This is a genomic window from Bacillus sp. 3255, assembly GCF_031456485.1.
Classification (GTDB): domain Bacteria; phylum Bacillota; class Bacilli; order Paenibacillales; family NBRC-103111; genus Paenibacillus_E.
In genome coordinates, this window is sequence record NZ_JAVDUS010000017.1 from 1 (window position 1) to 19,734 (window position 19,734).

General features: G+C 45.0%; 20 protein-coding genes. 3 read left to right on the forward strand and 17 right to left on the reverse strand.

From position 1 onward, the window contains the following. Window positions 1-119 precede the first annotated feature (119 nt). The 3 genes from J2X61_RS23605 (at window position 120) to J2X61_RS23615 (ending at window position 2,225) form a co-directional block, all read left to right on the forward strand. Window positions 120-602 carry a TIR domain-containing protein gene (locus J2X61_RS23605; protein ID WP_310191055.1) on the forward strand — a complete coding sequence of 161 codons (483 nt, stop codon included), beginning with the start codon at window positions 120-122 and terminating at the stop codon, window positions 600-602. After that, window positions 602-1,285 (forward strand): hypothetical protein, encoded by a 684-nt coding sequence (locus J2X61_RS23610; protein ID WP_310191058.1) that lies wholly within the window; start codon window positions 602-604, stop codon window positions 1,283-1,285. Before J2X61_RS23605 ends, J2X61_RS23610 begins: the two co-directional genes overlap by 1 nt. Window positions 1,286-1,349: 64 nt before the next feature. Next, the gene (locus J2X61_RS23615; RefSeq protein ID WP_310191062.1) at window positions 1,350-2,225 is read left to right on the forward strand and encodes a TIR domain-containing protein; all 876 of its coding nucleotides are present in this window, start codon (window positions 1,350-1,352) and stop codon (window positions 2,223-2,225) included. 58 nt (window positions 2,226-2,283) lie between these two features. Here the strand turns inward: J2X61_RS23615 and J2X61_RS23620 are convergent, their stop codons facing one another. From J2X61_RS23620 to J2X61_RS23700, 17 genes are all read right to left on the reverse strand, one after another. Further along, complete coding sequence (locus tag J2X61_RS23620) at window positions 2,284-3,024, reverse strand: DUF1906 domain-containing protein (RefSeq protein WP_310191064.1); 741 nt, start codon at window positions 3,022-3,024, stop codon at window positions 2,284-2,286. Next, window positions 3,021-3,425: a phage holin family protein gene (locus tag J2X61_RS23625; protein WP_310191533.1), complete on the reverse strand. Its 405-nt coding sequence runs from the start codon at window positions 3,423-3,425 to the stop codon at window positions 3,021-3,023. The genes J2X61_RS23620 and J2X61_RS23625 overlap by 4 nt, the downstream gene beginning before the upstream one ends. 128 nt (window positions 3,426-3,553) lie before the next feature. After that, window positions 3,554-4,837 carry an SGNH/GDSL hydrolase family protein gene (locus J2X61_RS23630; protein ID WP_310191067.1) on the reverse strand — a complete coding sequence of 428 codons (1,284 nt, stop codon included), beginning with the start codon at window positions 4,835-4,837 and terminating at the stop codon, window positions 3,554-3,556. A gap of 17 nt (window positions 4,838-4,854) precedes the next feature. Further along, a complete protein-coding gene (locus tag J2X61_RS23635) occupies window positions 4,855-7,824 on the reverse strand; it encodes a fibronectin type III domain-containing protein (RefSeq protein WP_310191069.1) in 2,970 nt (989 codons plus the stop codon). 201 nt (window positions 7,825-8,025) lie between these two features. Then, the gene (locus J2X61_RS23640; protein WP_310191071.1) at window positions 8,026-8,346 is read right to left on the reverse strand and encodes a BppU family phage baseplate upper protein; all 321 of its coding nucleotides are present in this window, start codon (window positions 8,344-8,346) and stop codon (window positions 8,026-8,028) included. Window position 8,347: 1 nt separating this feature from the next. Next, window positions 8,348-8,473, reverse strand: coding sequence for a hypothetical protein (locus tag J2X61_RS23645; RefSeq protein WP_310191074.1), 126 nt, complete (start codon window positions 8,471-8,473; stop codon window positions 8,348-8,350). Between the two features lie 24 nt (window positions 8,474-8,497). Then, window positions 8,498-9,436 (reverse strand): C1 family peptidase, encoded by a 939-nt coding sequence (locus J2X61_RS23650; protein ID WP_310191077.1) that lies wholly within the window; start codon window positions 9,434-9,436, stop codon window positions 8,498-8,500. Between the two features lie 18 nt (window positions 9,437-9,454). Then, a complete protein-coding gene (locus J2X61_RS23655; protein ID WP_310191079.1) occupies window positions 9,455-12,208 on the reverse strand; it encodes a phage tail protein in 2,754 nt (917 codons plus the stop codon). Between the two features lie 35 nt (window positions 12,209-12,243). Beyond that, on the reverse strand, window positions 12,244-12,507 hold the full coding sequence (locus tag J2X61_RS23660) for a hypothetical protein (protein WP_310191082.1): 264 nt from the start codon (window positions 12,505-12,507) through the stop codon (window positions 12,244-12,246). A 5-nt stretch (window positions 12,508-12,512) separates the two neighbouring features. Beyond that, the gene (locus J2X61_RS23665) at window positions 12,513-13,058 is read right to left on the reverse strand and encodes a putative phage tail protein (RefSeq protein WP_310191084.1); all 546 of its coding nucleotides are present in this window, start codon (window positions 13,056-13,058) and stop codon (window positions 12,513-12,515) included. A gap of 18 nt (window positions 13,059-13,076) precedes the next feature. Then, window positions 13,077-14,198 (reverse strand): baseplate J/gp47 family protein, encoded by a 1,122-nt coding sequence (locus J2X61_RS23670; protein ID WP_310191086.1) that lies wholly within the window; start codon window positions 14,196-14,198, stop codon window positions 13,077-13,079. Between the two features lie 6 nt (window positions 14,199-14,204). After that, window positions 14,205-14,615 carry a DUF2634 domain-containing protein gene (locus tag J2X61_RS23675; protein WP_310191089.1) on the reverse strand — a complete coding sequence of 137 codons (411 nt, stop codon included), beginning with the start codon at window positions 14,613-14,615 and terminating at the stop codon, window positions 14,205-14,207. Further along, complete coding sequence (locus J2X61_RS23680; RefSeq protein WP_310191092.1) at window positions 14,612-14,983, reverse strand: hypothetical protein; 372 nt, start codon at window positions 14,981-14,983, stop codon at window positions 14,612-14,614. The genes J2X61_RS23675 and J2X61_RS23680 overlap by 4 nt, the downstream gene beginning before the upstream one ends. Beyond that, entirely contained in the window at window positions 14,980-16,098 is a 1,119-nt protein-coding gene (locus J2X61_RS23685; RefSeq protein ID WP_310191095.1) for a phage late control D family protein, read from the reverse strand. Before J2X61_RS23685 ends, J2X61_RS23680 begins: the two co-directional genes overlap by 4 nt. After that, window positions 16,091-16,681, reverse strand: a complete 591-nt coding sequence (locus J2X61_RS23690) for a LysM peptidoglycan-binding domain-containing protein (RefSeq protein ID WP_310191098.1) — start codon at window positions 16,679-16,681, stop codon at window positions 16,091-16,093. The genes J2X61_RS23685 and J2X61_RS23690 overlap by 8 nt, the downstream gene beginning before the upstream one ends. Before the next feature lies 1 nt (window position 16,682). Then, complete coding sequence (locus J2X61_RS23695) at window positions 16,683-19,181, reverse strand: phage tail tape measure protein (RefSeq protein WP_310191101.1); 2,499 nt, start codon at window positions 19,179-19,181, stop codon at window positions 16,683-16,685. A gap of 192 nt (window positions 19,182-19,373) precedes the next feature. Further along, a complete protein-coding gene (locus J2X61_RS23700) occupies window positions 19,374-19,730 on the reverse strand; it encodes a hypothetical protein (RefSeq protein WP_310191105.1) in 357 nt (118 codons plus the stop codon). Between the last annotated feature and the right edge of the window lie 4 nt (window positions 19,731-19,734).

Here is a 19,734-nt window from a genome sequence, read left to right on the forward strand (position 1 = left end):
CAATTAAAGCTAAACAAGCTGACACCGATAGAGTATCGGCGCCAGCTTGCAGTATAGGGCTTTTTTTCAATGTCTACAATTTGGGGTCTTGACCAGAAGGGGCGAGGGGGATGCTGTTTTTGACACATAAGGTTTTTGTTAGTTATCATCATGCCAATGACCAGACTAAAGCTGATTACTTGCGTTCGTATTACGGATCTAATAACACGCTAATTGATCGATCATTGCCTTCTGAGCTTGACAGTGACGATAACGAGTACATCTTAGGACAAATTCGGACGAGGCATCTAAAAGACTCAACTGTCACAATAGTACTCATTGGTAGCGAAACACACGCAAGAAAATGGGTAGACTGGGAGATTTACTCATCACTTCGTTCTCATGGAGCACGCTCACGAAATGGCCTGTTAGGTATATATTTGCCTACTGCTGGTGCAACACCGGCTCGGCTACAAGATAATATTGATTCAGGATATGCCATTACAATGACTTGGAGCAACATCTCCTTTCAACTGGAGTCCAAAATTGAACAAGCATTTAATAACAGAGAAAAAGTTGAACTTGTTGAAAATTGGCGCCTTAGGAGGATAAGGAATAGCTGATGGCACGAAGACCTTATTTAAAGAAAAGGAGACATTCCCTCAAAGTGTTAATTTCAGCTGTAATATTTCTGGCGTTAAGTGTCACTTTCTTTTGCGTTCATTGGACTTGGACTTATAACCCAGGGAAATTCGTTATTAACGGACCATTTAATCTTGGGACTTATGAATTTGATCGAGCCACATTATCTGGCAAAGAACAAGATATAGCTTGGAAATTATATGTACAACTAACAACGAGGAAAGCGGCAATGCCTTACGATGAGGAGAATGATATCATTGCTGAAGTATATGATTCCTGGTACCAGCTATTCTCTTCAACAAGAGATTACTTAATCGAGATGCCGGCCAAAGATTTAGAAGGAAACGAGAATGCACAAGCAATTGTTAAACTCTCAGTAGATGTATTAAATGACGGTTTACGTCCTCATTTAACTAAATGGCAAGGGAAATATCGGAAGTGGTATGATTCAGCGTTGCAAAAGGAAGTAAACAAAGACCTGTCGCCTCAAGAGATTCAGAGACAATACCCTCAGTATGAAGAAATAATTTCTGATATCCGCGAAGTAAATGCTGAGCTTAAAAAATACGCTTTTGAACTAAAAAGATTTTCACATGAAGAGCCACCTAGTTTTTCTACAAGAGCCGTCGGATGGGTTAAGGATATTTGGAGTAAGTCTCGATGAAGGTAGATTGAGGCACCTTATCATAAGGGGTGCCCTTTGTTATTCCATTTAAAGGAGTTTGTTCATGTCAATAAGTACTTTAACGAACACAATCAATAGAATTCAACGCGACATTGCTGACTTAAATAAAAAAATAAGTGATGAAAAGAAAAAAGAAGCTTCAAATACCGGGAGAATCAATCAAATCCAAAAAAGCATTTCAAAGTCGACCCCAGTTACCTCCGTAAACAGTAAGCTTATGCAAATTGAAAGAATTCAAAGAGAAAATGCTGGAATATCTAGCAAACAGGCCGACTTACAAAAACAATTAGCTAATAAGGTTTATGAATTAAACAAACAACAAATAAATCTAAGTAAAGAACAAGAACGTGAGCAAAGGAAACTCGCTGATCTTGAAAAAAAGCGTGAACGTGAACGATTGGAGTACCAGCAGCGCATTACACGTGAGCTTAAGGAACAAAAGGAACTTGTACTAAGCTTAACAAATGCAGGTTCTCATTCTAAACATACTGGTTTAGCATCAACTGAGGAGAATGAGTTATTTGACGTCTTCATTTCTCACGCTAGCGAGGATAAAGATGACTTCGTTCGCCCTCTCGCTGAGGAATTAGTAAGGATCGGGGTAAAAGTTTGGTATGATGAGTTCTCGTTAAAATGGGGAGACAGCCTGAGGGTTTCTATAGACAAGGGGCTTTCTAATTCAAAATTTGGAGTTATCGTGATTTCTTCATCCTTTATAGGTAAGAAATGGCCTGAGTATGAGGTTAATGGATTGGTAGCCAGGGAGATGGCTGGGGGTAAAGTGATCTTGCCAATATGGCACAAGGTTTCTAAATCTGAAGTAATAAAATACAGCCCCACATTAGCTGATAAACTCGCTATGAATTCATCTGTTGATGAAATAGCAGATATAGCCAAACAATTGAAATCTCTTTTGTGAGTACGTGGATTGCGAAGAGGACCTCTTGAGTCCTCTTCTTTCCCAATTAACTAATTTGTTATTCTTCCGGCTGTCCTGATACTTTCCGCAGCTCATTTGCTAATCGATGTACTTCATCCTTGCTAGCCTGATCTACGCAAAGGCCATATACTGCGCTTAAAACGCCGATCACCTTATTCGCATCTTCTTTATTCAACATCAGTTCTTCCTCCTCAACTCGTAATGCATTCCATGAACCTAGCCCTTCATAGCCCTCATTCAGATCCACACCGATTCCGTTTTCCGTTATGTCGTTCTTGTACTGGTAAATATGAATTTTGTTAGCTTTCTTCCCGCGGCTCCAGGCGTAGGTCTGCCAGAACCTCGAACAGACGCGTTCAGCCATAGCCGCATTGATTACGGTATATGAGCCGTATACGCCTGTGTTGTATCTCGGAGTAGCTTCACTAAAGCCTTTAATGTATTCAAGCACTATAGGCATCTGAGCTGCCGTGACGTCGAAGTCCACAGCCGTGTAGATCGTGGAGCCCTCAGGCTGACCGACTTGTTTGGCCACTTCGACAGCAGTGTACCCGTCATTAAGTCCGGCAGTCCTGCCGCCAAGGGCTCGATTGGCTGTTGTCTCGAATACAGAAATGATATCGATGCCAGCTTGATTGATCAGTCTAGACTCAGCTTTCGTCATAGCCTTTTTGTAATTTGCGGGTACTAGGTACCGACCAACGAATGCATAGCCGGCTGCCGCAAAAGCAGCAGCCGTTTTAGCCGTTAATGGAGTGGAGCAATCAAATCCCTTCATTGCTGCACATCCTTATCCTGTGATGTTCCATCGCCTTTGGCTTTAAGTACCTGAATTATCTCTTTTAATTTTGGTGGCATAGGATAACCCATTCTTCCATAATTCTCTGTGATCGAGATAAGCTCATTAGCGAGATAAAAATAAATGGCACCAGTCATTAAGACGTCGGTGCCAAGTAAGATATCCATCCGATGAGCCAACATCACAACAACGAGCATGAATGCTTTCTTAGCCAAACCCCAGAACCCAACACTACTGTTGAGTCCTTTACCTTCCTTCAAGGAAGCTACCAATCCTGTCACGTAGTCAACTCCGATTGCCAATAAAAAGAAACTCAACAATTCGCTCCACCCCCCGAATGCATAAGATACTGCGGCACCAGTGATGCCTGCTGCGGTCATGATGGATGCTTGTTGCTGAGTTGTTGTAAGGCCTAATGTGTCGGCAGCTATTTTCTTGAACATGAACATGATCCACTCTCCCGAAAATGAAATAAGCCCCGATCGGATCGGTGGCCCAATTTTACAAGCTATGTACTTAACAAATATTCCACAAATCTTGTAATTGGTTTGGCGATGATTAAATGTCCGGCATCGTTCAAATGCGTTCCGTCCGGCATGTAGGTGTTTATAAAATCTGTGCCTTTCTCTATAACAATGCCACTTTCTGCATATAGGTTCAGATAAGGAAAGTTGTAATACTCCGCAACCTCTTTGATAATCGCAATGTATTGCAGCATCTTTGTACGCGATACAGTCGTCCGTTGAATCGGTGACATGACACCAATCTTAGCATTCGGGAATTTGTCCATAGCTAGTTTGAAGGTCTTGTGGAGCGCCCCGTAAAATGTAGTGATTTCTCGGTCTGTGAATGTACCGATTGGCGAATCATTCCCAATATCATTCGTTCCACCCATGAAGGTGATAACATCGGCGGCTGTGACGACATTCTGCAATGTTTCAAATAGTGTCCCTGTGATGCCACCGGACGTGACACAATATCGGTCGCCGCTCATGTCGAACAAAGTGACGCGCTCTAGATTTAAATTCTCGCAGACCGTCTTTTGATACGCTCCAGGTGGGCTTGAAATCGAGTCACCAATTCCTGCGTATTTTAAGCCTCTATACGACGGCTTAAGTGCCTTTACAAGAGATTGCCTTATATTCTCCGACCTGATCGTAAGTTGCCGTGTATCGTACGTCAAGGCCGATGTAACATAGATGTTTTCACTCAAGTAACCGAGATTGATAAGGTCGCCGTTTGTCGTCGAAGAAAGCCGAACATACTTAGCCCCCACCGGAACAGTGAACGTATTGCCGATTCCCGAAGGAACGGGGCCAAACGTGACGGCCGAAACGAATTGCTTGCTTGCGTTATAGTAGCAACTACTCCACGTCAAGTTAGTGCGATATGTTTGACCCTCAACAACCTCAATGAAGTCCGTCACGAAAGCCCCGGTGTATGAGTTCGCTACACCCGTAGTTGCCCCAAGAAGCCTGTCCATCGTGACCGTCGCTTTGTTGTAGCATTGCAATATCTCTTCATTCAGAAAGCGAGTCTGCCGGGCTGTAATGGAGTTATCCAAGATAACCCCGCCACTCCCGCCGCCAAACGGTGCCCCGTTAAAAGTCGGTATGCCTCCGCTCTCGCCTATCTTATTCAGTGTCGCGAGGTTCGAGTGCGTATGGCTACTCCCTCCACCGGATTGTTCGACTCCGTCTATCGTAAGCTTGTTGTTATTGTTAATGCCGAGCCTGTCTAAATCTTCTTTGTTGTCATGAGAATGACCCGGAGAGTTGCGCTTATCAATCATGCAATTTTTCCTCCTTTCTAAATGACTTTAACTTCAAAGTTATCCATCCTTGAATCGGTTGCTCCATTGGATACCAGTCCTACTTTGGTTGCTCCGAACAAAACGCTTGTTTGAAGGTCGATAACCAGAGTCGCACCAAGGTAACCTCTTATACGCTTCCCTTCGAGTACCACTCTCAGCTTGTATGGAGCCGCGATCGCAGCTTGCACTGATTGCACTATCACCGTTTGGATGTTCGCAACATGCTTGATCAATTGAATCGTGTGCGTGCCGGCGGTACCCTTACGAACCAGTTCCAAGTAGTTGGATGGATCTGTATATCGGAACACTATCCCGTACTGCGTTGCGACGTCGGCTGCTACATCCACAGACAATTCAAGTCCACTCGCGTACGCAGAGTCGATCCAGTTCAGAAGAGTTCCTGCAGCGAACGAAGAGTAAGCAGCATTGCTGATGATACCCAGTCCGTTAACATTACCAGAAGTCCACGTATGTCCGGAAGATGACGTACCTAAGCTCGTAGCAGAATCCGCACGGTCGAAGGTGTCAGCAATGACCACACTTCCACTAGCAATAGGTGTTATTGTGTATACCCTTGTATACACCGCGCCTACGTTACCAAGACCGTCAATTGCACGATATTTTAACGTCGTAGTTGTAGGAATCGAGATAGGTGCCGAGTAAGGTGTCTTAGTATTATCAGGAGTAGATCCATCAGTCGTGTAGTAAATCGATGCGGTTTCGGTATTGATGGTTGAGAGAGTGACCGTTTGAGGTGTAGGATAAGTTCCATCCATTAAAGTGTTAGATACCCTTGGAGCTTCAAGATCCACAACTTCTTGTATACTGAAGTTGTCGAACTTCGGAACAGTGGCACCGTACAAAGCCATCCCATGCTTCGTTGCAGCAAACATCAGCGTGTCCAGGAAGGAGAATTGCAGAACTCCATCCATGAAGCATTCTACTAATTGGCCGCTCAGCTTAACCTTCAGAGTATGGGTTGAACCTGCCACGCTTACGATAGTTTTATCAGCAGGAATGTCGACAGTTTCTGCACCGCCTGTTGGAGCTGGACTCGTAGTAAAGATGCCGAGCTTTGTATCCGATTTGAAACCAAAAGCGTATAGGCTCCCTGCACTGATATATCGGAACAAGATCCCTACCATTGTCGCGGAGAACGTGGATGGGATTGTGATATCCACACTGATCTCCAAGTTGTCGGATTTAGCAGCGTCAACGAACGTCCACCCTGTACTCGTCAGGGAAGTTGCGCTTCCGGCTTGGTTACCGATAATTTGAATGCCGCCGGACCATGCTTTACTGCCTGTCGCTGTCGTTCCAAGGGAAGCAGAGTCAGCACGATTAAAGTCATCTGTAATGTTCAAAAGTGAAGGAGTCGGAGCTGCTGTTGTTGCCGTCGTCGTCACTGCTGTTGATCGGTTGCCCGCACCATCAATAGCAACAATTCGGAATGTATAAGGCGTATTACCGGTAAGTCCGGCGACTGTGTAGCTGTTGGATGACGGGTTAATCACCGCGCTCGCCACTGTAAAATTGGTACCGTCTGTCGAATATGCAGCCTCATATGCGGTGACATCACCGCTCACAGAATTCGTCCATGAAAGAGGTACGCTGTTTGATGTCGGTGTTCCAGCGCTCAATCCCGTAACCGGATTCGGCGGTGTAGTGTCAGATACGTTAATCGTGTACGCAAAGTTTTGCACTGAGCTTACATTTCCTGCTTGGTCCCTGCCGATAGCATTGATTGACATACTCGCATTGACTGCGATAGCCGAACTGTATTGCGCACTGCTCGTTGTCGGCGTGTCTCCATTTGTCGTATAGAAGATAGTCGTATTAGATTCATTGGACGATAGCGTAACGTTCTGTACGCTGGAGTAAGCCCCCGGAGCAGGGTTAGCTGTGATAATTGGTGGCGTTGTATCTGCCGGAGCTGACGTTGTAAATGTCGTGCTCGTACCGCTCGCCACATTACCTGCAGCATCCTTAGCCTTGACTGTAAAAGTGTATTGCGTCCCCGCTGTAAGACCTGTGACGTTGTAGGAGGTCCCTGTCACGGTTGTCACTAGGCTTGCTCCATTATAGATGTCATATCCCGTTACCGCGACGTTATCCGTAGCTGCAGTCCAATTGAGCGTAACCCCTGTTTGAGTAGGTCCACTTGCCGTAAGATTGGTGACATTACTTGGCGCAGTTGTATCGGTAGGTATAGCGCTTGTTGTGGCGCTGACATTCGTGCCACTAGCAGCATTTCCACTTCCGTCCTTAGCCTTCACCCAAAAGGTATAGGATGTGGACGCCGCCAAACCGTTTACGTTGTATGTTGTTGCTGTAACGTTCGCTAGAAATGTCGACCCGTTATAGATGTCGTAAGAAGCAACGTCACTCGAAGCAGAAGCAGTCCAGTTCAACGTAAGGCCAGTCTGTGTGATGTTTGCCGTAGTAAGGCTTGTGACGTTAGCCGGCGGCGTCGTGTCTGCGCTAGAAGAAGTCGTGACAGTCGTTGAAGTCCCCGAAGCGATATTAGGAACTGCGTCTTTCGCTTTGACCGTAAACGTATATTGAGTTGCCTGCGTCAAGCCGGTTACATTGTATGTGGTCCCTGTTACGCTGGCCAGAAGAGTGGATCCGCGGAAAATATCGTAACCAACACAATCGCCGGATGCGGAAGCAACCCATGTCAATGTGAGGCTCGTTGCTGTGAGCGCTGATACCTCAAGATTGGTTACGTTATCCGGAGGAGTGACATCCGCCGGCGGGGAAATTGCGAAACCGCCGATCGTCTGGATTCCTTCTGCACGCCACGGCACAGTGCTGTTTATTGTGACAACTGTAAATGGTTTATAGCGCCCTGTAACGACTTCCCCTGCTTTAACGACTCTCGTCTTACCGTTAATCGTAAAAGTAAGATCGGCAGCCCCGGGAGTGTTTGGTACCGAATCATTACTTACTTCAATCCCAGTCATTAGTTCAGAGAATTCCTTTGTCAGATTACCACTGCCGCTGAAGGGCTCATCCGAAACATCCACAGGAGTCGCCACTAGATACATCCCATCGCGTGATCTGATGATCTCCCACTTATTTTGCTCATTTAAAGCTTGCGGAGGAGTGACGTTGCCAATCCTTTTCATCGGTTCTAATTCATCCGGCATTCTAAAGTGGCCTCCTTACGCTAGATCAGACTCAAAATTGATTAGAATATACCCCTGATTTGGGAAGGTCTCGATACTTCCGTCTTCGTGGGTAACCTTAAATTCCGCTTTCATCTTTCCCAGCTCTACTGTCTCTTCTAGTTCAAACGCAAAGCATACTAAGCCATCCGCTTCGTCTAAGACAATGGCCTCACGATTGATCAAGGTATCATTACCCTGAATCTTCACCATGACAAATTTAATATTACAATTGTTCAGATTCACAGGATTGCCTTTTGGAGTTATCAGCTGGGCTTTAATAGCTGTTCGAGTGTCATGGCGCTTCATGGTTAACATGCTACTCCACTTCCTTCTTCTCAACTACACTCTGCACTGGAGCGATAAAATAAGCGAGTGTTTCTACTTTCACCAGTGATACATTCACTTTGTTCTTGACCGATTCAATGATAATGCTCTTGTGCATGACCAGTAATCACCTTCTTGGGATTTAGTTATTCTGAAGATAGGCCGCGAATTTCTTGAAGCCTAGAAACACATATTCAAAGTCTGCGTTCGTGAGCTGACCGGCATTATACTTCTGCTCGAAAGCTTGCCAGAAATCAGGACTATTAAAAACTTTCTCCTTAATGAGAACATCAATCGCTTCTGAGAAAGTCATCTTATCAGGACTGATCTCAGCGGTACCTGTCCACATGTCAGTACAGAACCCGCGGGTGAAGAAGCTCTTAGGAATCCAACAGTATCCAAACTGCCCCCAATTTGTCCCCCAACTATTTCTAACTAAGATGTATTGCTCCCCAGTGTCAAAGGTTTGATACCCGCAAGCAAGGACTGCGTGGCCGCCAAGAAAGGTTTCTTTCGATGTGTCCGGTACCGGGACCATTCCAGTATTTTTGACCGCTGAACTTTCGAAGCTATTGTAAATGCTGATTCCGAGTACAACAGGCTGTCCTTGCGCAAGTGCTACAAGCATATCATCATAGGACATAACCCGGTGATATTCAGCGATCTTAAATTCTCCTGCACGAGCGTAAGCCTCGTCAGATGGTTTGTCCCGGAACTTCGATTCTACATAAGGCCATAGAGATTCAGGCGGGCAGCCGACCTGCTGCAGCACTTTCATGCCGTCTCTGATATATGCTCCTGAGTCCTCATTGATCGTCCCCTCGAGTTCACGTTCCTTCCAGTAATGAAAAAGACGGCTTAGCCTGGTTAATGGCTTGCCGTCATTGATGAGTTGATATTCTCTTAGCCCACTTACAATTGCATTTGAAGTACAACTACCGAGACCACCCTGATCGACGACCGGTGAAAGTCTGTCTCTTAGGTCAACTCTTTCCGGAAGGTTTGCTGTTGAAAGTCGAGCCTTGAATGGGTAATCTCTCTGGTCAACTGGATCTGGTTTTAATGAATAGTGTCTAATCATGTTTTTATCCTCCTCAGATTAAGCTGCTATTAATGCGGTCCTTAAATCAATCCAATGTTGTCCCTTTCGTTCTTTTGTCGAATCTATAATTGGATCTGTCGTCCAGGTTGGCGCCGTCACTGATAACGCCGTGTAAATATCCTTGATTGCTTGGCGTAATTCAATAATGTGTGTCGCTTTAACGTCAGTCGCTGCCGGATCGTTCCAATCTTTTATTACGGGATCAGTCCATACAATCACTGCCAAGCCGCGGGCCTGACGAACGGCATTAACCTTTGTTCTAATGTCATCAATTGTTCTTTTGCTAACGGCCGTGTCATCTGCCGCAACCGTTGTTGCCCAGGTTGTTGCCTGAATTGTAAAGGTGATTGTTGTACTCCATGTCCCCCACTCTTTGCCGTCGTAGGATCTTACCCTCACATACCTAGTTCCGGCCCCTAGATCCAATTGCGGAATGTATGAAACTGCCGTTCCTGAAGGCACATTCCCGGCGCCGATCCATCCGGCTGCTGTTGTTCCGTATGTGGAATCAACAATGTTTGTTGTGAATGCGTTCGACGAACTAATTTGTATTTGAAAATTGGTTAATGTGGCGTCGTTCGCATCCGTCGGCGTGAATCTGAATTTGGGCCTTTGGTTCAAAATGCTGCCACTCGACGATAAATTGTTAATGGTTGAAACGGCGTAGGTATTTGTCGTGAACGTCGTATAGTTTAGCGTGCTGACATTCCCGGCATTATCCGTATATGTTACGCCCCATCGGTATTGCGTACCAGGCGTTAACCCGGTAAAGCTGTACGATAGGCCGGTAACACTCTTCGGGTACCCGGATTCCGTAACCCAGGCCGAACCATTCCATTTTTGCAACGTCAAGGTTGTCAATAGCAGGCCTGAAGTCAACCCGGCCGGACCATCCGAGAACGCGGACCAGGAAACGCCGTTAGACGTTGCGTAAAGAACCCCATTTGTTTGCGTTGGCGCTGCTGGCGCCGTTCGGTCAATGATGAATGCGCCTCTTACCGGCCAATTCGCTGCATTGTTTCCGGCGTTATCCCGAACATAGAAGTCAACTAAGTATGTGTGTTCTACTGTGATAGGAACGGCAATTGTTTTCGTTTCTCCGCTGCCAGTTACAAGCCCTATACATTGGGTCCATGATGCCCCGTTATTGTTGGAATAATAGGCGTCATAAACAAATGCACCGCTCCCGCCGTCGGATATATCAACCGATACATTTTTTGTTGTTCCGCTTGCTTGGTTCGAATATACCGCGCCTACATTTACGGCGCTAACGGTCGGCGCTGTAATGTCAACTCCAATGTATACACTCTCGTAGTTTGGATCAGGTCCACGCCCATTTGCGGTATTCCAGACCCCTGCCGCGTCCCTAACTGCCATACGAATGTAATAATTACCATCTGCCGTAATCCAATCGGCGGGCATCTGCCAACTTCGTACATTACCGGATAACCAACCTGTATCCTTCAAAACTGCCGTATAAGCAGCGTTTACTAATTGAATATTGTATTGGCTCTGTGTGTCTCCCGCGTCTGGATCGGAGAACGTCCATTGTACAAGGGGGGTTCTTGTATTGATCCATTGATTCGCGGCCGGATAAGTAATAACAGGCGCATTAGGCGCTGTGTTAAATGTCCTTGTCCATGTCTTCACCATGTATGCGCCTGTTTGGTTTTGGGAAAGGGCAATGCCTATTTTAGTTTGCGATGAATGCGGGTAACTGTTTGTCCGCAAGGAATACACGGGCGCGCTATTCAAGAATGTGAATAATTGCACGGTCCCTTGGTCAACCATTGTTTCGCCGCTGATAGCATACGTTTTGAGAGATACAGTCTTATTAGTGCTATCAACAAGGAAAAAGAAAATTTGGCTTCCATTCGGATGAATTTGGGCGCTTACCGATGTATTTGAATTAGCGATGGTGAACGTTGTAGGTGCGGAGCTTACCCATGTGTTACTCGTAGAGTTATACCCTTGCACGGTTGTACCGTTTGTCCTTGTAAGCTGTACACCCGTTCCCGCTGAATCCATGTTAATTTGATACATCCATCCATTTGACGGATGGGGAAGGAAGGTGAAATTCCTTGGAATAGCATATGGGTATGGTCCATTTGTCCAAGATGCACCCGGATTACCAACGGGAATTTTATAAACATAAGCCGACGAATTATAGTTGACTACTCCGTATACATTTCCGCCGAATTCCGCAAAATCGGACGGCCCATAAATACCGCTGTATTGGTTACTTCCGAAACCTCCCCCTTCCCAGAATGCCGACATTTTGTAAAGGTCTTCGAATTCATCGCCCGCCCATCGACAAACCGCATAAATGACGCCACTTGAATCAATAAAAATCCGATCAATTTGCGCGCCGCCCCTTGCTGTCTCTGTTCCAATTTGCCAATATACTCGACCTGTCGTGACCAACGTTAAAGAAGTGCCTGTACTCGTTGGAACGGCGATAGTGTCAATGATCGTCATTCGGAAGGTGGCTACGCCTGTATATACGCCCCATCCGATATATAGCCTGTTGCCTTTTGCCACTAACGAAACGACACCATTATTACTTGCTGTCTCGGTAAAGGTATAGCAAACGGCCCATGTTTGCCCGTTGTCTGTCGATCTGTAAATTTTTAAACCTGCAACGCCGTATTCTGATTTGGCTACATACATATATCCATTGGCTGTTGTGGCGATACTGACACCATTCGCAAAATTTGAGTCATTATTTATCTGACCTAAATAGTCTGCCATTCAAATTCATCCCCTTTATAAGAAATACACACCCTTTACGGGGCGTATTTCTTAGCCTTGGCGATTTCAGCTTCAACCCATTGTCTGGTTGTCGCATGCATTGGATCAGTTGGATTTGCTGGAAGTGTAACGCCTGTGCCGGTGAATATCGGATTATTAATAGGTGCTTTCCCCGCAATAGCTGTATCTAATATGTCCATGTTGTCATCAATGATTGGTTTTGTATTGAAAGTTGTCGTAGCTGGTGAGCTGCGGTCTATTTTCTTCAATCCTAAATTAGGTGTTGTTGGATTGGCCAATGAATTCACCCCCAAGAAATATTATCCATAGTCGTGCTTTCAACTTGCTCAAGAGTCATTGCTTCAATTTCTGCCAATGAAAGAAAACGGAATTGAAATTGAACTTCCACATGTGCCCTAACAGAATTGCGAATATAGGCTTGAATCTGATCATATCCCTCAGGGACACCAATCACATTTAAAACCTTAATTTTCATGATTGAGTTAGAATAATCATTTTCAATCTCTACGGAAACACCATAAGACTGCAAAGACAAAGCTATGGCTTCCTTGGTGACAACCCCGCTTAATTCTCGCGTCTTAGCAATGATCCTCGCTCTCCGGAATTCATTTGATAAAGACGGATCAGGGAGTATACCAAATTCCTTTTCCCGCGTCGTTAATGTATCAATAGATGTCATCACACGGGACTCGTATACAACATGTTGGAGAAGGTCGTACAACCAAGTTAAGGTGAGCCCTAATCCGTCAAGTAGCTTCTTTGTTCCGCCCTTCTTTAAATCCAGCCATCGATGTGGGAAGAAGCTTGCTAGAAAGGTGCTAAAGTTCATTGCTAGGTGCCCCCTTTCTTAAGTGATGACGATCGCTCCTGGTATTGCCATTTCAGTGCTTGCCAGGACTTTATTTGTGGTTGGACCACTCAGAATAAAGTCGACGAGAACCGGTGCCTTGGTGATATCCGAACTCAAGAATGCTTCTTTGGCTACTGCAATTATGTCCATAACTCGTACTACACGATTAATGTTGGACTGACTGATAATATATGATTCCAAAGCGGCCCTAACGATCGGAGCTCCGGTTGCAGCTGTGTAGCCAATAGCCCAAACACACCCGGATAATGTAATGTTTATATTAACCTGAGTTGGTGCTATGACCTGAATAGCCCCTGTGTCTAAATCAGCAGGGGTAAAGGTATCAATAAACTCCTGGCACTCAGTAATAAGTGATGCACTCGGCATACCCTCTACACCCGTAATTACAATATCAACAGTGCCCGGTCCTCTATTAATTGGGAGTACTAAAGCAGAAGCGACGCCTTCAAAACTTTCGGCCCAGATCTTGTAGTCAGCTACTGTGCCGCCACGTCCGGGATTACGTTTTCTTTCGAGAATTCGCGATCGGTAAACCTCGATATCTTCGATGTCAGCCCCTGCTGTTACAAGTGTGGAATCCGATACTATATCAAATCCTGCTTGTGCAATTAGATTTATAGCGCCGGCTAGTACATTCCCCGAGGTACCTACCTCAGTACACTGAACTAAGACTCCGGTAACTTGACTCCCACCTGCAGGGATAAATTTATTCTGTCCAGGCACAACCCTGAATTGCATAGGAGGATTACTTCCGTATGGAGTTGTTGTAAGCAAAAAATAGTCAGGAACGTTAGTGTTCGAAGCTACTGGGCTAGACTTTTTAAGTGTTACGGAGTGAATGGCAGCCGTTGCCTGTTTTCGATCAACCCCCCACTCATATCCGAACTCCTCCAGCTTAGATCCTTGAGCTCCCGAGGCTGTGAGTTGATCAAAAACCAACTTCAGCACAACAACAAACATATAGATGGCTTCACGAAGACCAATAATCAAGCTTTTTATAACCCACTGATTTGGTAAGTCAGATATTGTTTTTCCTGATCCCAGAAGGTTAGTTACTAACACTTGAGTTATTTCATCCTTCGTAGGAAATTGGATCATTTAGCATCACACCTCCGGTATCGTAACGTTTAATTCCCTTTCCACAACATCCCCGCGGAGAAGGTATTTAGCGAAAATGGTGAATGCCTGCTTCCCATCAACTTCAGTTAAAGAGATACTGCATTCCTTTACATTTTCAATCCAACCTTCCCCACCAGCTACAGTCCCCACTTTCAATAGCGTTGACCGTACCTCAGCTTCCGCCTTGACCTTATTTTCCAAGGTGAAAGTCTTGCCAGTTAGAAAGGACGAAATCCTCCCACCATAGTCTTTGTAAAAGACCATCTCACCCAGGTCTGTTAATACTTGAAGCTCAGTCTGCTGCTTAGCATTGTCCTCTCCAGAAGCCAGTGCTAAATTATCGCCTTCCCAAACAATTTCACCTGCAACAAGAAGTAGATCAGCTCCAAAGTTCATTGTTCATTCACCGGACCTTTGTCAATCAAGCCTAAAACAATGTACTGTTCTACACCGTTCGCACCACGTACGACTCCGGCAAGTACCTCCTGCCCCACTTTGTATGGCCATACTGGTTCATGTGTAGAGTGAGCATCATGTGCATAGGAACTTCCTCCGATTGAATGGGCTGCATGATTAGCGTGATTTGGTATCGGATAAAAAGTATCTTTCAAGACCCTGCACCATCCACTCTCTTGCCCCCAAGGCTCAACGATTATCTTGACCTCACGGTCTCTCTCATTTACAGCAGCAATTTCTGCAAAAACAAAAGATGACTGAGGAAGCATATCTTCAATTGTTCGCCTCTGATCAGAATACATGTTCATCCGTATTGACCTCCTTCCTCGACAGGGAGATTCGTGAATGACACTTCACAAGATAAACCTTGATCTTTCCCGCCAGTAACAGTTATTTTTTGCACGAAATATGTGTTGTTTAATCCAGCACCTATACCGCCTATCGATATTTTCCTGTCGTTCGAAAGACCTGGAAACCAATCTGCTACGAAGGAACCAAACAATTGATTCTTGGACAACTCCGCCAATATGCCCCGCGCTATTTGTTGGCACTGATCTCGGGTGCGGTTCGGGTAGTAGTATCTCAAAATATATTTATGACCCGAGCTCGACCCAACCATCGAAGCTTGCTCTACAATTCTGCTCCCACCCGTGTACTTCCCCGGCTTCCAAGAAATAACTTCGACAATCAAATTTCTTGCGGCATTCGGGGCTCTCTCGATCCTGAAAGGTTCGAAGATGTTGTGACCCCAGTAGAAAGGAATTGGATCAAGTGAGAAGCCCGAAAGATACAATTCGGGACCGAAATACCACTCTTTCCCCACAACCCTAGTCGTGAATTCTTCTGCCTGCGCTAAATACAAAACGAAGTCCCAATGTGAGACTTCGCGCGTTGTACTTGTATGATCTTCGTTTTGATATTCCCCTATTAGTTTGGTGGTCTCGACTGGAACAACTGGAGTCAAACCATGAAATTCCGCTATTTGTTTAAAGGCTGCTGTACTCGTTAAATTCTGCCATTTGGTTGTTTCTTTATAATCAAAAGGTCGGGCTGCATACGATCTCCCCGTAAGCTTAATGACTTCCCCTGACTTTGAGAACTCCCAAACAACATGATCCATGACACCATCGATTAAATCTTCAAGTTTATCTTCATCCTCAAATCCCGCTTGAATGACTACATCTGCTGGTCCATTAACTAAGTTCGCTGATGTCGTACTTCCGCTGTAAAGAAACTCATCAGATGGGTTATCTGTTACTTCCCAAGGAAGAGTGATATCGAACGAATCTATAGCACCTAAACCGTTTAACTCGACGGTAAAGTCAATCCAGTTTGTTACGTGTTGCCCGTTTATTGAAATATTCACTACCGGTTTACCAAGCGGCCTAAATGGCCCACCCCGATCAATATTGTCATTAAACATTGACTTTTAACACCATCCCCGGAGTCAGTACATGAGGTCCGTTTACCAGCACATCAACATTTGCTTGATAAATCTTTTCCCAATCATTTGGATTCTTTGATGTAGTTTCGTTCTTGGCTATGCTCCATAGACTGTCCCCTTCTCTCACGGTATAAGTTTTATTTGGATCGCTGGAAGAGGCTGTGTCGTTTGAGGAGTTCTTATCAATAGAATCAATGAGAAGAGCCGGCTTATTACTCGCGGTATCAACATGGCGCAATGTAATCGAAAATGGTATACGCTGATTGCTTTTTTGATCCGGATAAAACTCTTCAATGAGGACAGTGAAGGAAAACAACTCACAGGAAAATTCGATAGGTTTTCCAGCTGTCCGCATTAAACCGATAGACATCATGCGTTCATGTGCGTCTGCTCCCAGGAAGACACCACTCCACGTTATTGGACGGTAAGTCGGGCCCATATTCTGTATAGATACACTACCTCCAGGGAACTCACGGATAGCTAGCATTTGCTTTCCGCCGCGCTGTACGAAGTCAGGTTTTTCGAAATCCCGCAGGTCCAGTTCTCCAAGTGTAACTTTCACTTTAAGTCCTCCTTAACAATCCGCGTGAACCAATAGTCATGTTTGCTTTCTGGGAACCCGAATTGAGTTTCCTGATTACCAACTCTGCAACGCGGGCCGCAAAATCTCCAGTATCCTCACCAGGTTGTTGATGAACCTCGCCGATCAGCGGTCCATTAATATTAATTCCACCGGCAGCTGTTAACGGCTGATTAACCCTTATCCCATTGCTTCCTGAGCCCTGAACTTGCACTGCTTTTGATAAGCTTTCGGATGCTCCTTTTACTAATCCGGCTTGACTCATCATCCCTATTGCCAATCCCTGTGTGATGTATCCGCCGTTCTCCATCATCACACGTGAAGGAGAGTTTATTCCGAGAACCTTTTTAAGTGGACCCACAAGGAAGTTATTCGACAAGTCATTAATTGTGTCTTTGAGGTTATTCCACATTCCTTTGATCCCAATGATTATGCCGTCTACGATGTCAGACCCCCATTGTTTAGATGCCGTAAGCCATGTTGAGCCAATGCTTTTTAAACCTTCCCAACCATCGCGAAAAAACCTACCAAGGTCAACCCATAGCTTACTTGCCGTTTCTTTAACAACTTCCCAAGCACCTGACCAGTCACCCTGCAAAACCTTTAGGCCAAATTTAACGACTCCTGAAATAAAATCCCACCAAAAAACAACGGTATCTTTGATCAGAGTCCATGCCACCTTGACGATTTCAGAAATAATTGTCCATGTGTGTTTCATGGTGATCCAAATCAAGTTAGCGTACATTTGGATGCCAGTCCAAATAATCTTAAAGTGGAGGATGATCACACCACTAATTAACGGCCAATACATATCGATTACCTTTTTTACGTCCGGCCATATCTCCTGCATATACGCCTGCACCCTCGAAAATGCAGTTTTAATAGAGTTCCAGACATTGTTTACTGCGGACATGATTGTAGGTCCAATAGCAGCCCACACCGAAAATGATACCGATTTAACTTTATCCCATATCCCCGTGATGAATGGAAGAATCTTATCCCAATGCTTATAAATTAAATATGCTGCACCGGCAATTGCAGCAATTGCGAGTACTACTCCACCACTCACAAGTGCGATAGTACCAAAGCCAACGCCGGCAACAGAGAGAGCTGTGCTCAATGCACCAAACGCCGCAACACCTACTAAAATTGCACCCCCAATCGCCATGAAGGCACTGATCCCAAGTGCAACAGTAGCAACTGTTTTAATTATTTGTGGGTGAGCTTTTGCCCAAGGGATTACGAAATCACCTAGTATTCCGCCTAACCCGTTCAATGCATTTTTAATTGGTTCCAGGAATGGATCACCAAAAACACGCTTTACAATGTTCCAAGTTTCAGCTAAGGTCTCCATTCTATTTTTGGTACCTTCCATTTGCTGTTCTACTTGTTGGTACATGTCCAACTGGTTGCCGACTTTATTCTTGATGTCCATATAAATTTCACTGCCGTTCGCAAGTGCTAGAGCAGCATTTTTACCTTGTTCCAAAAATACTTTATGCATCAAATTTTGAAATTCATCCGGTCTGTACTTTTTACTAGCTGCTTGAAGTGTATTAAACATGAAATCTGCGCCCTTGCTTTTCCCAGTACTTTCATCAAAGAAGATACTTGATTTCCCATCAGCGTTCATCCAACCTAATTCAGCCATTGCTTGTTTCTGCTTCTTTGTATGCGGGATTAAGCGATCGAGAAAGTCTTTTGTGAACGTGCCTGCTGCGCCTCCATCTTTGGTGTATGTCCCAGTTGCAGCCACGAGCAATGCTGTATCTTCTGGTGTCATGCCTAGCGTACCTGCGACGCCAGACGAAGTAAGCATACCAGGAATCAAGTCCTTCATTCCCATAGTTGACGCTGCTGCCGTCTTAGCATAGAAGTCAATGGCACTTAACGTACGATCACCGCTTATGTTAAATGCAGCTTTCTGTTTTGCGATAAAATCCCCCGATGCATTCGGATCAATCTGTCCAAGCTGGGCAGCGTACATAGCCGCAGTTAACCCCGAATAGTTGAAGTTACCTTTTTCATTTTTAGTTCCCAGCAAAAACTCTTTGTCTATACCGCCGCGCAGCATACCCAACGCTGCCTCTGCGACTCCTTTATCACTAAACTTTGTAGCCATACCGAGTTTTTCGAAACCTTCCGTCAACTCACCCAGTGTCTTTTTAACCTCAGCCGCTTTATCTTGGTTAATAAGATCTTTTCCGAATGCGGCCAGCTTCACGTTAATCATTACATCTTCAAACTCCATGGCAGCCCTTGCCGCTTCGCTAATCCCATCCGTGATTTGCTTGAATGCAATAGCACCTGCAACCCCGATGCCACCACCTACGAATGCCATGTTTTTGAATTTATCCATTCTTCGTTGTGCATCTTCAGTGGCGTTTTCCATAAGTCTGAATTGGCTAATTACACTTCGAATTCCAGATGATATATGGTCAGCTAGACTAATACTAATGGCTAGATCTAAAATAGAACTCAATTTCAATGACCTCCTTTCACAGCTTCCAAAGAAAGCAAACTAATTCGGTTCGCCCTCTTTGGAAGCCCTCCGACTATTCGGAGGAATTCTGTCGCTCATTCCATTCATTAACAATAAGGATCGATGCAGCTGTTTCAATCTCATCAAACTGCAAAGTCTCGGAAAAAGAAAGACCAGCCCCGGATGCAAGCGCTAGTTGGATGCGATTGCGGAACCAGGGTTGGTCTGCGAGTTTTTTGCTGCTTCATCCAGCTTTTTCTGAACTTCGGCAGGCATCGATTTCTTTTCAAGTTCAGACCATTCTTCGTAATCAAAACGGTCCATGAGTTCAAAAATGCCAGCCGAATCTTCAGGAGTTTTAACATTCTCGCCTTCGATGGACTCAATGGCGACGATCGTTTGAATCGTTACCGTGGACATAAGGCCGCCGAGGTTTGAGCCGCCATCGCCCATTGTAGTAGCTAGCAAACGACGCTCAATAAAATGGTGTTGCCCTTTCTTTTGGCGCAAGCCCACTTTCTTACCAGTTGAAAGAATGATTTCTGACATGGAT

Excerpts from the sequence above, each read along its gene's own strand:
- J2X61_RS23610 (WP_310191058.1), top strand. The coding sequence starts at position 602 with ATGGCACGAAGACCTTATTTAAAGAAAAGGAGACATTCCCTCAAAGTG.
- J2X61_RS23615 (WP_310191062.1), top strand. The coding sequence starts at position 1,350 with ATGTCAATAAGTACTTTAACGAACACAATCAATAGAATTCAACGCGAC.
- J2X61_RS23620 (WP_310191064.1), bottom strand. The coding sequence starts at position 3,024 with ATGAAGGGATTTGATTGCTCCACTCCATTAACGGCTAAAACGGCTGCT.
- J2X61_RS23625 (WP_310191533.1), bottom strand. The coding sequence starts at position 3,425 with ATGACCGCAGCAGGCATCACTGGTGCCGCAGTATCTTATGCATTCGGG.
- J2X61_RS23630 (WP_310191067.1), bottom strand. The coding sequence starts at position 4,837 with ATGATTGATAAGCGCAACTCTCCGGGTCATTCTCATGACAACAAAGAA.
- J2X61_RS23635 (WP_310191069.1), bottom strand. The coding sequence starts at position 7,824 with ATGACTGGGATTGAAGTAAGTAATGATTCGGTACCAAACACTCCCGGG.
- J2X61_RS23640 (WP_310191071.1), bottom strand. The coding sequence starts at position 8,346 with ATGTTAACCATGAAGCGCCATGACACTCGAACAGCTATTAAAGCCCAG.
- J2X61_RS23645 (WP_310191074.1), bottom strand. The coding sequence starts at position 8,473 with ATGCACAAGAGCATTATCATTGAATCGGTCAAGAACAAAGTGAATGTA.
- J2X61_RS23650 (WP_310191077.1), bottom strand. The coding sequence starts at position 9,436 with ATGATTAGACACTATTCATTAAAACCAGATCCAGTTGACCAGAGAGAT.
- J2X61_RS23655 (WP_310191079.1), bottom strand. The coding sequence starts at position 12,208 with ATGGCAGACTATTTAGGTCAGATAAATAATGACTCAAATTTTGCGAAT.
- J2X61_RS23665 (WP_310191084.1), bottom strand. The coding sequence starts at position 13,058 with ATGAACTTTAGCACCTTTCTAGCAAGCTTCTTCCCACATCGATGGCTG.
- J2X61_RS23670 (WP_310191086.1), bottom strand. The coding sequence starts at position 14,198 with ATGATCCAATTTCCTACGAAGGATGAAATAACTCAAGTGTTAGTAACT.
- J2X61_RS23675 (WP_310191089.1), bottom strand. The coding sequence starts at position 14,615 with ATGAACTTTGGAGCTGATCTACTTCTTGTTGCAGGTGAAATTGTTTGG.
- J2X61_RS23680 (WP_310191092.1), bottom strand. The coding sequence starts at position 14,983 with ATGAACATGTATTCTGATCAGAGGCGAACAATTGAAGATATGCTTCCT.
- J2X61_RS23685 (WP_310191095.1), bottom strand. The coding sequence starts at position 16,098 with ATGTTTAATGACAATATTGATCGGGGTGGGCCATTTAGGCCGCTTGGT.
- J2X61_RS23700 (WP_310191105.1), bottom strand. The coding sequence starts at position 19,730 with ATGTCAGAAATCATTCTTTCAACTGGTAAGAAAGTGGGCTTGCGCCAA.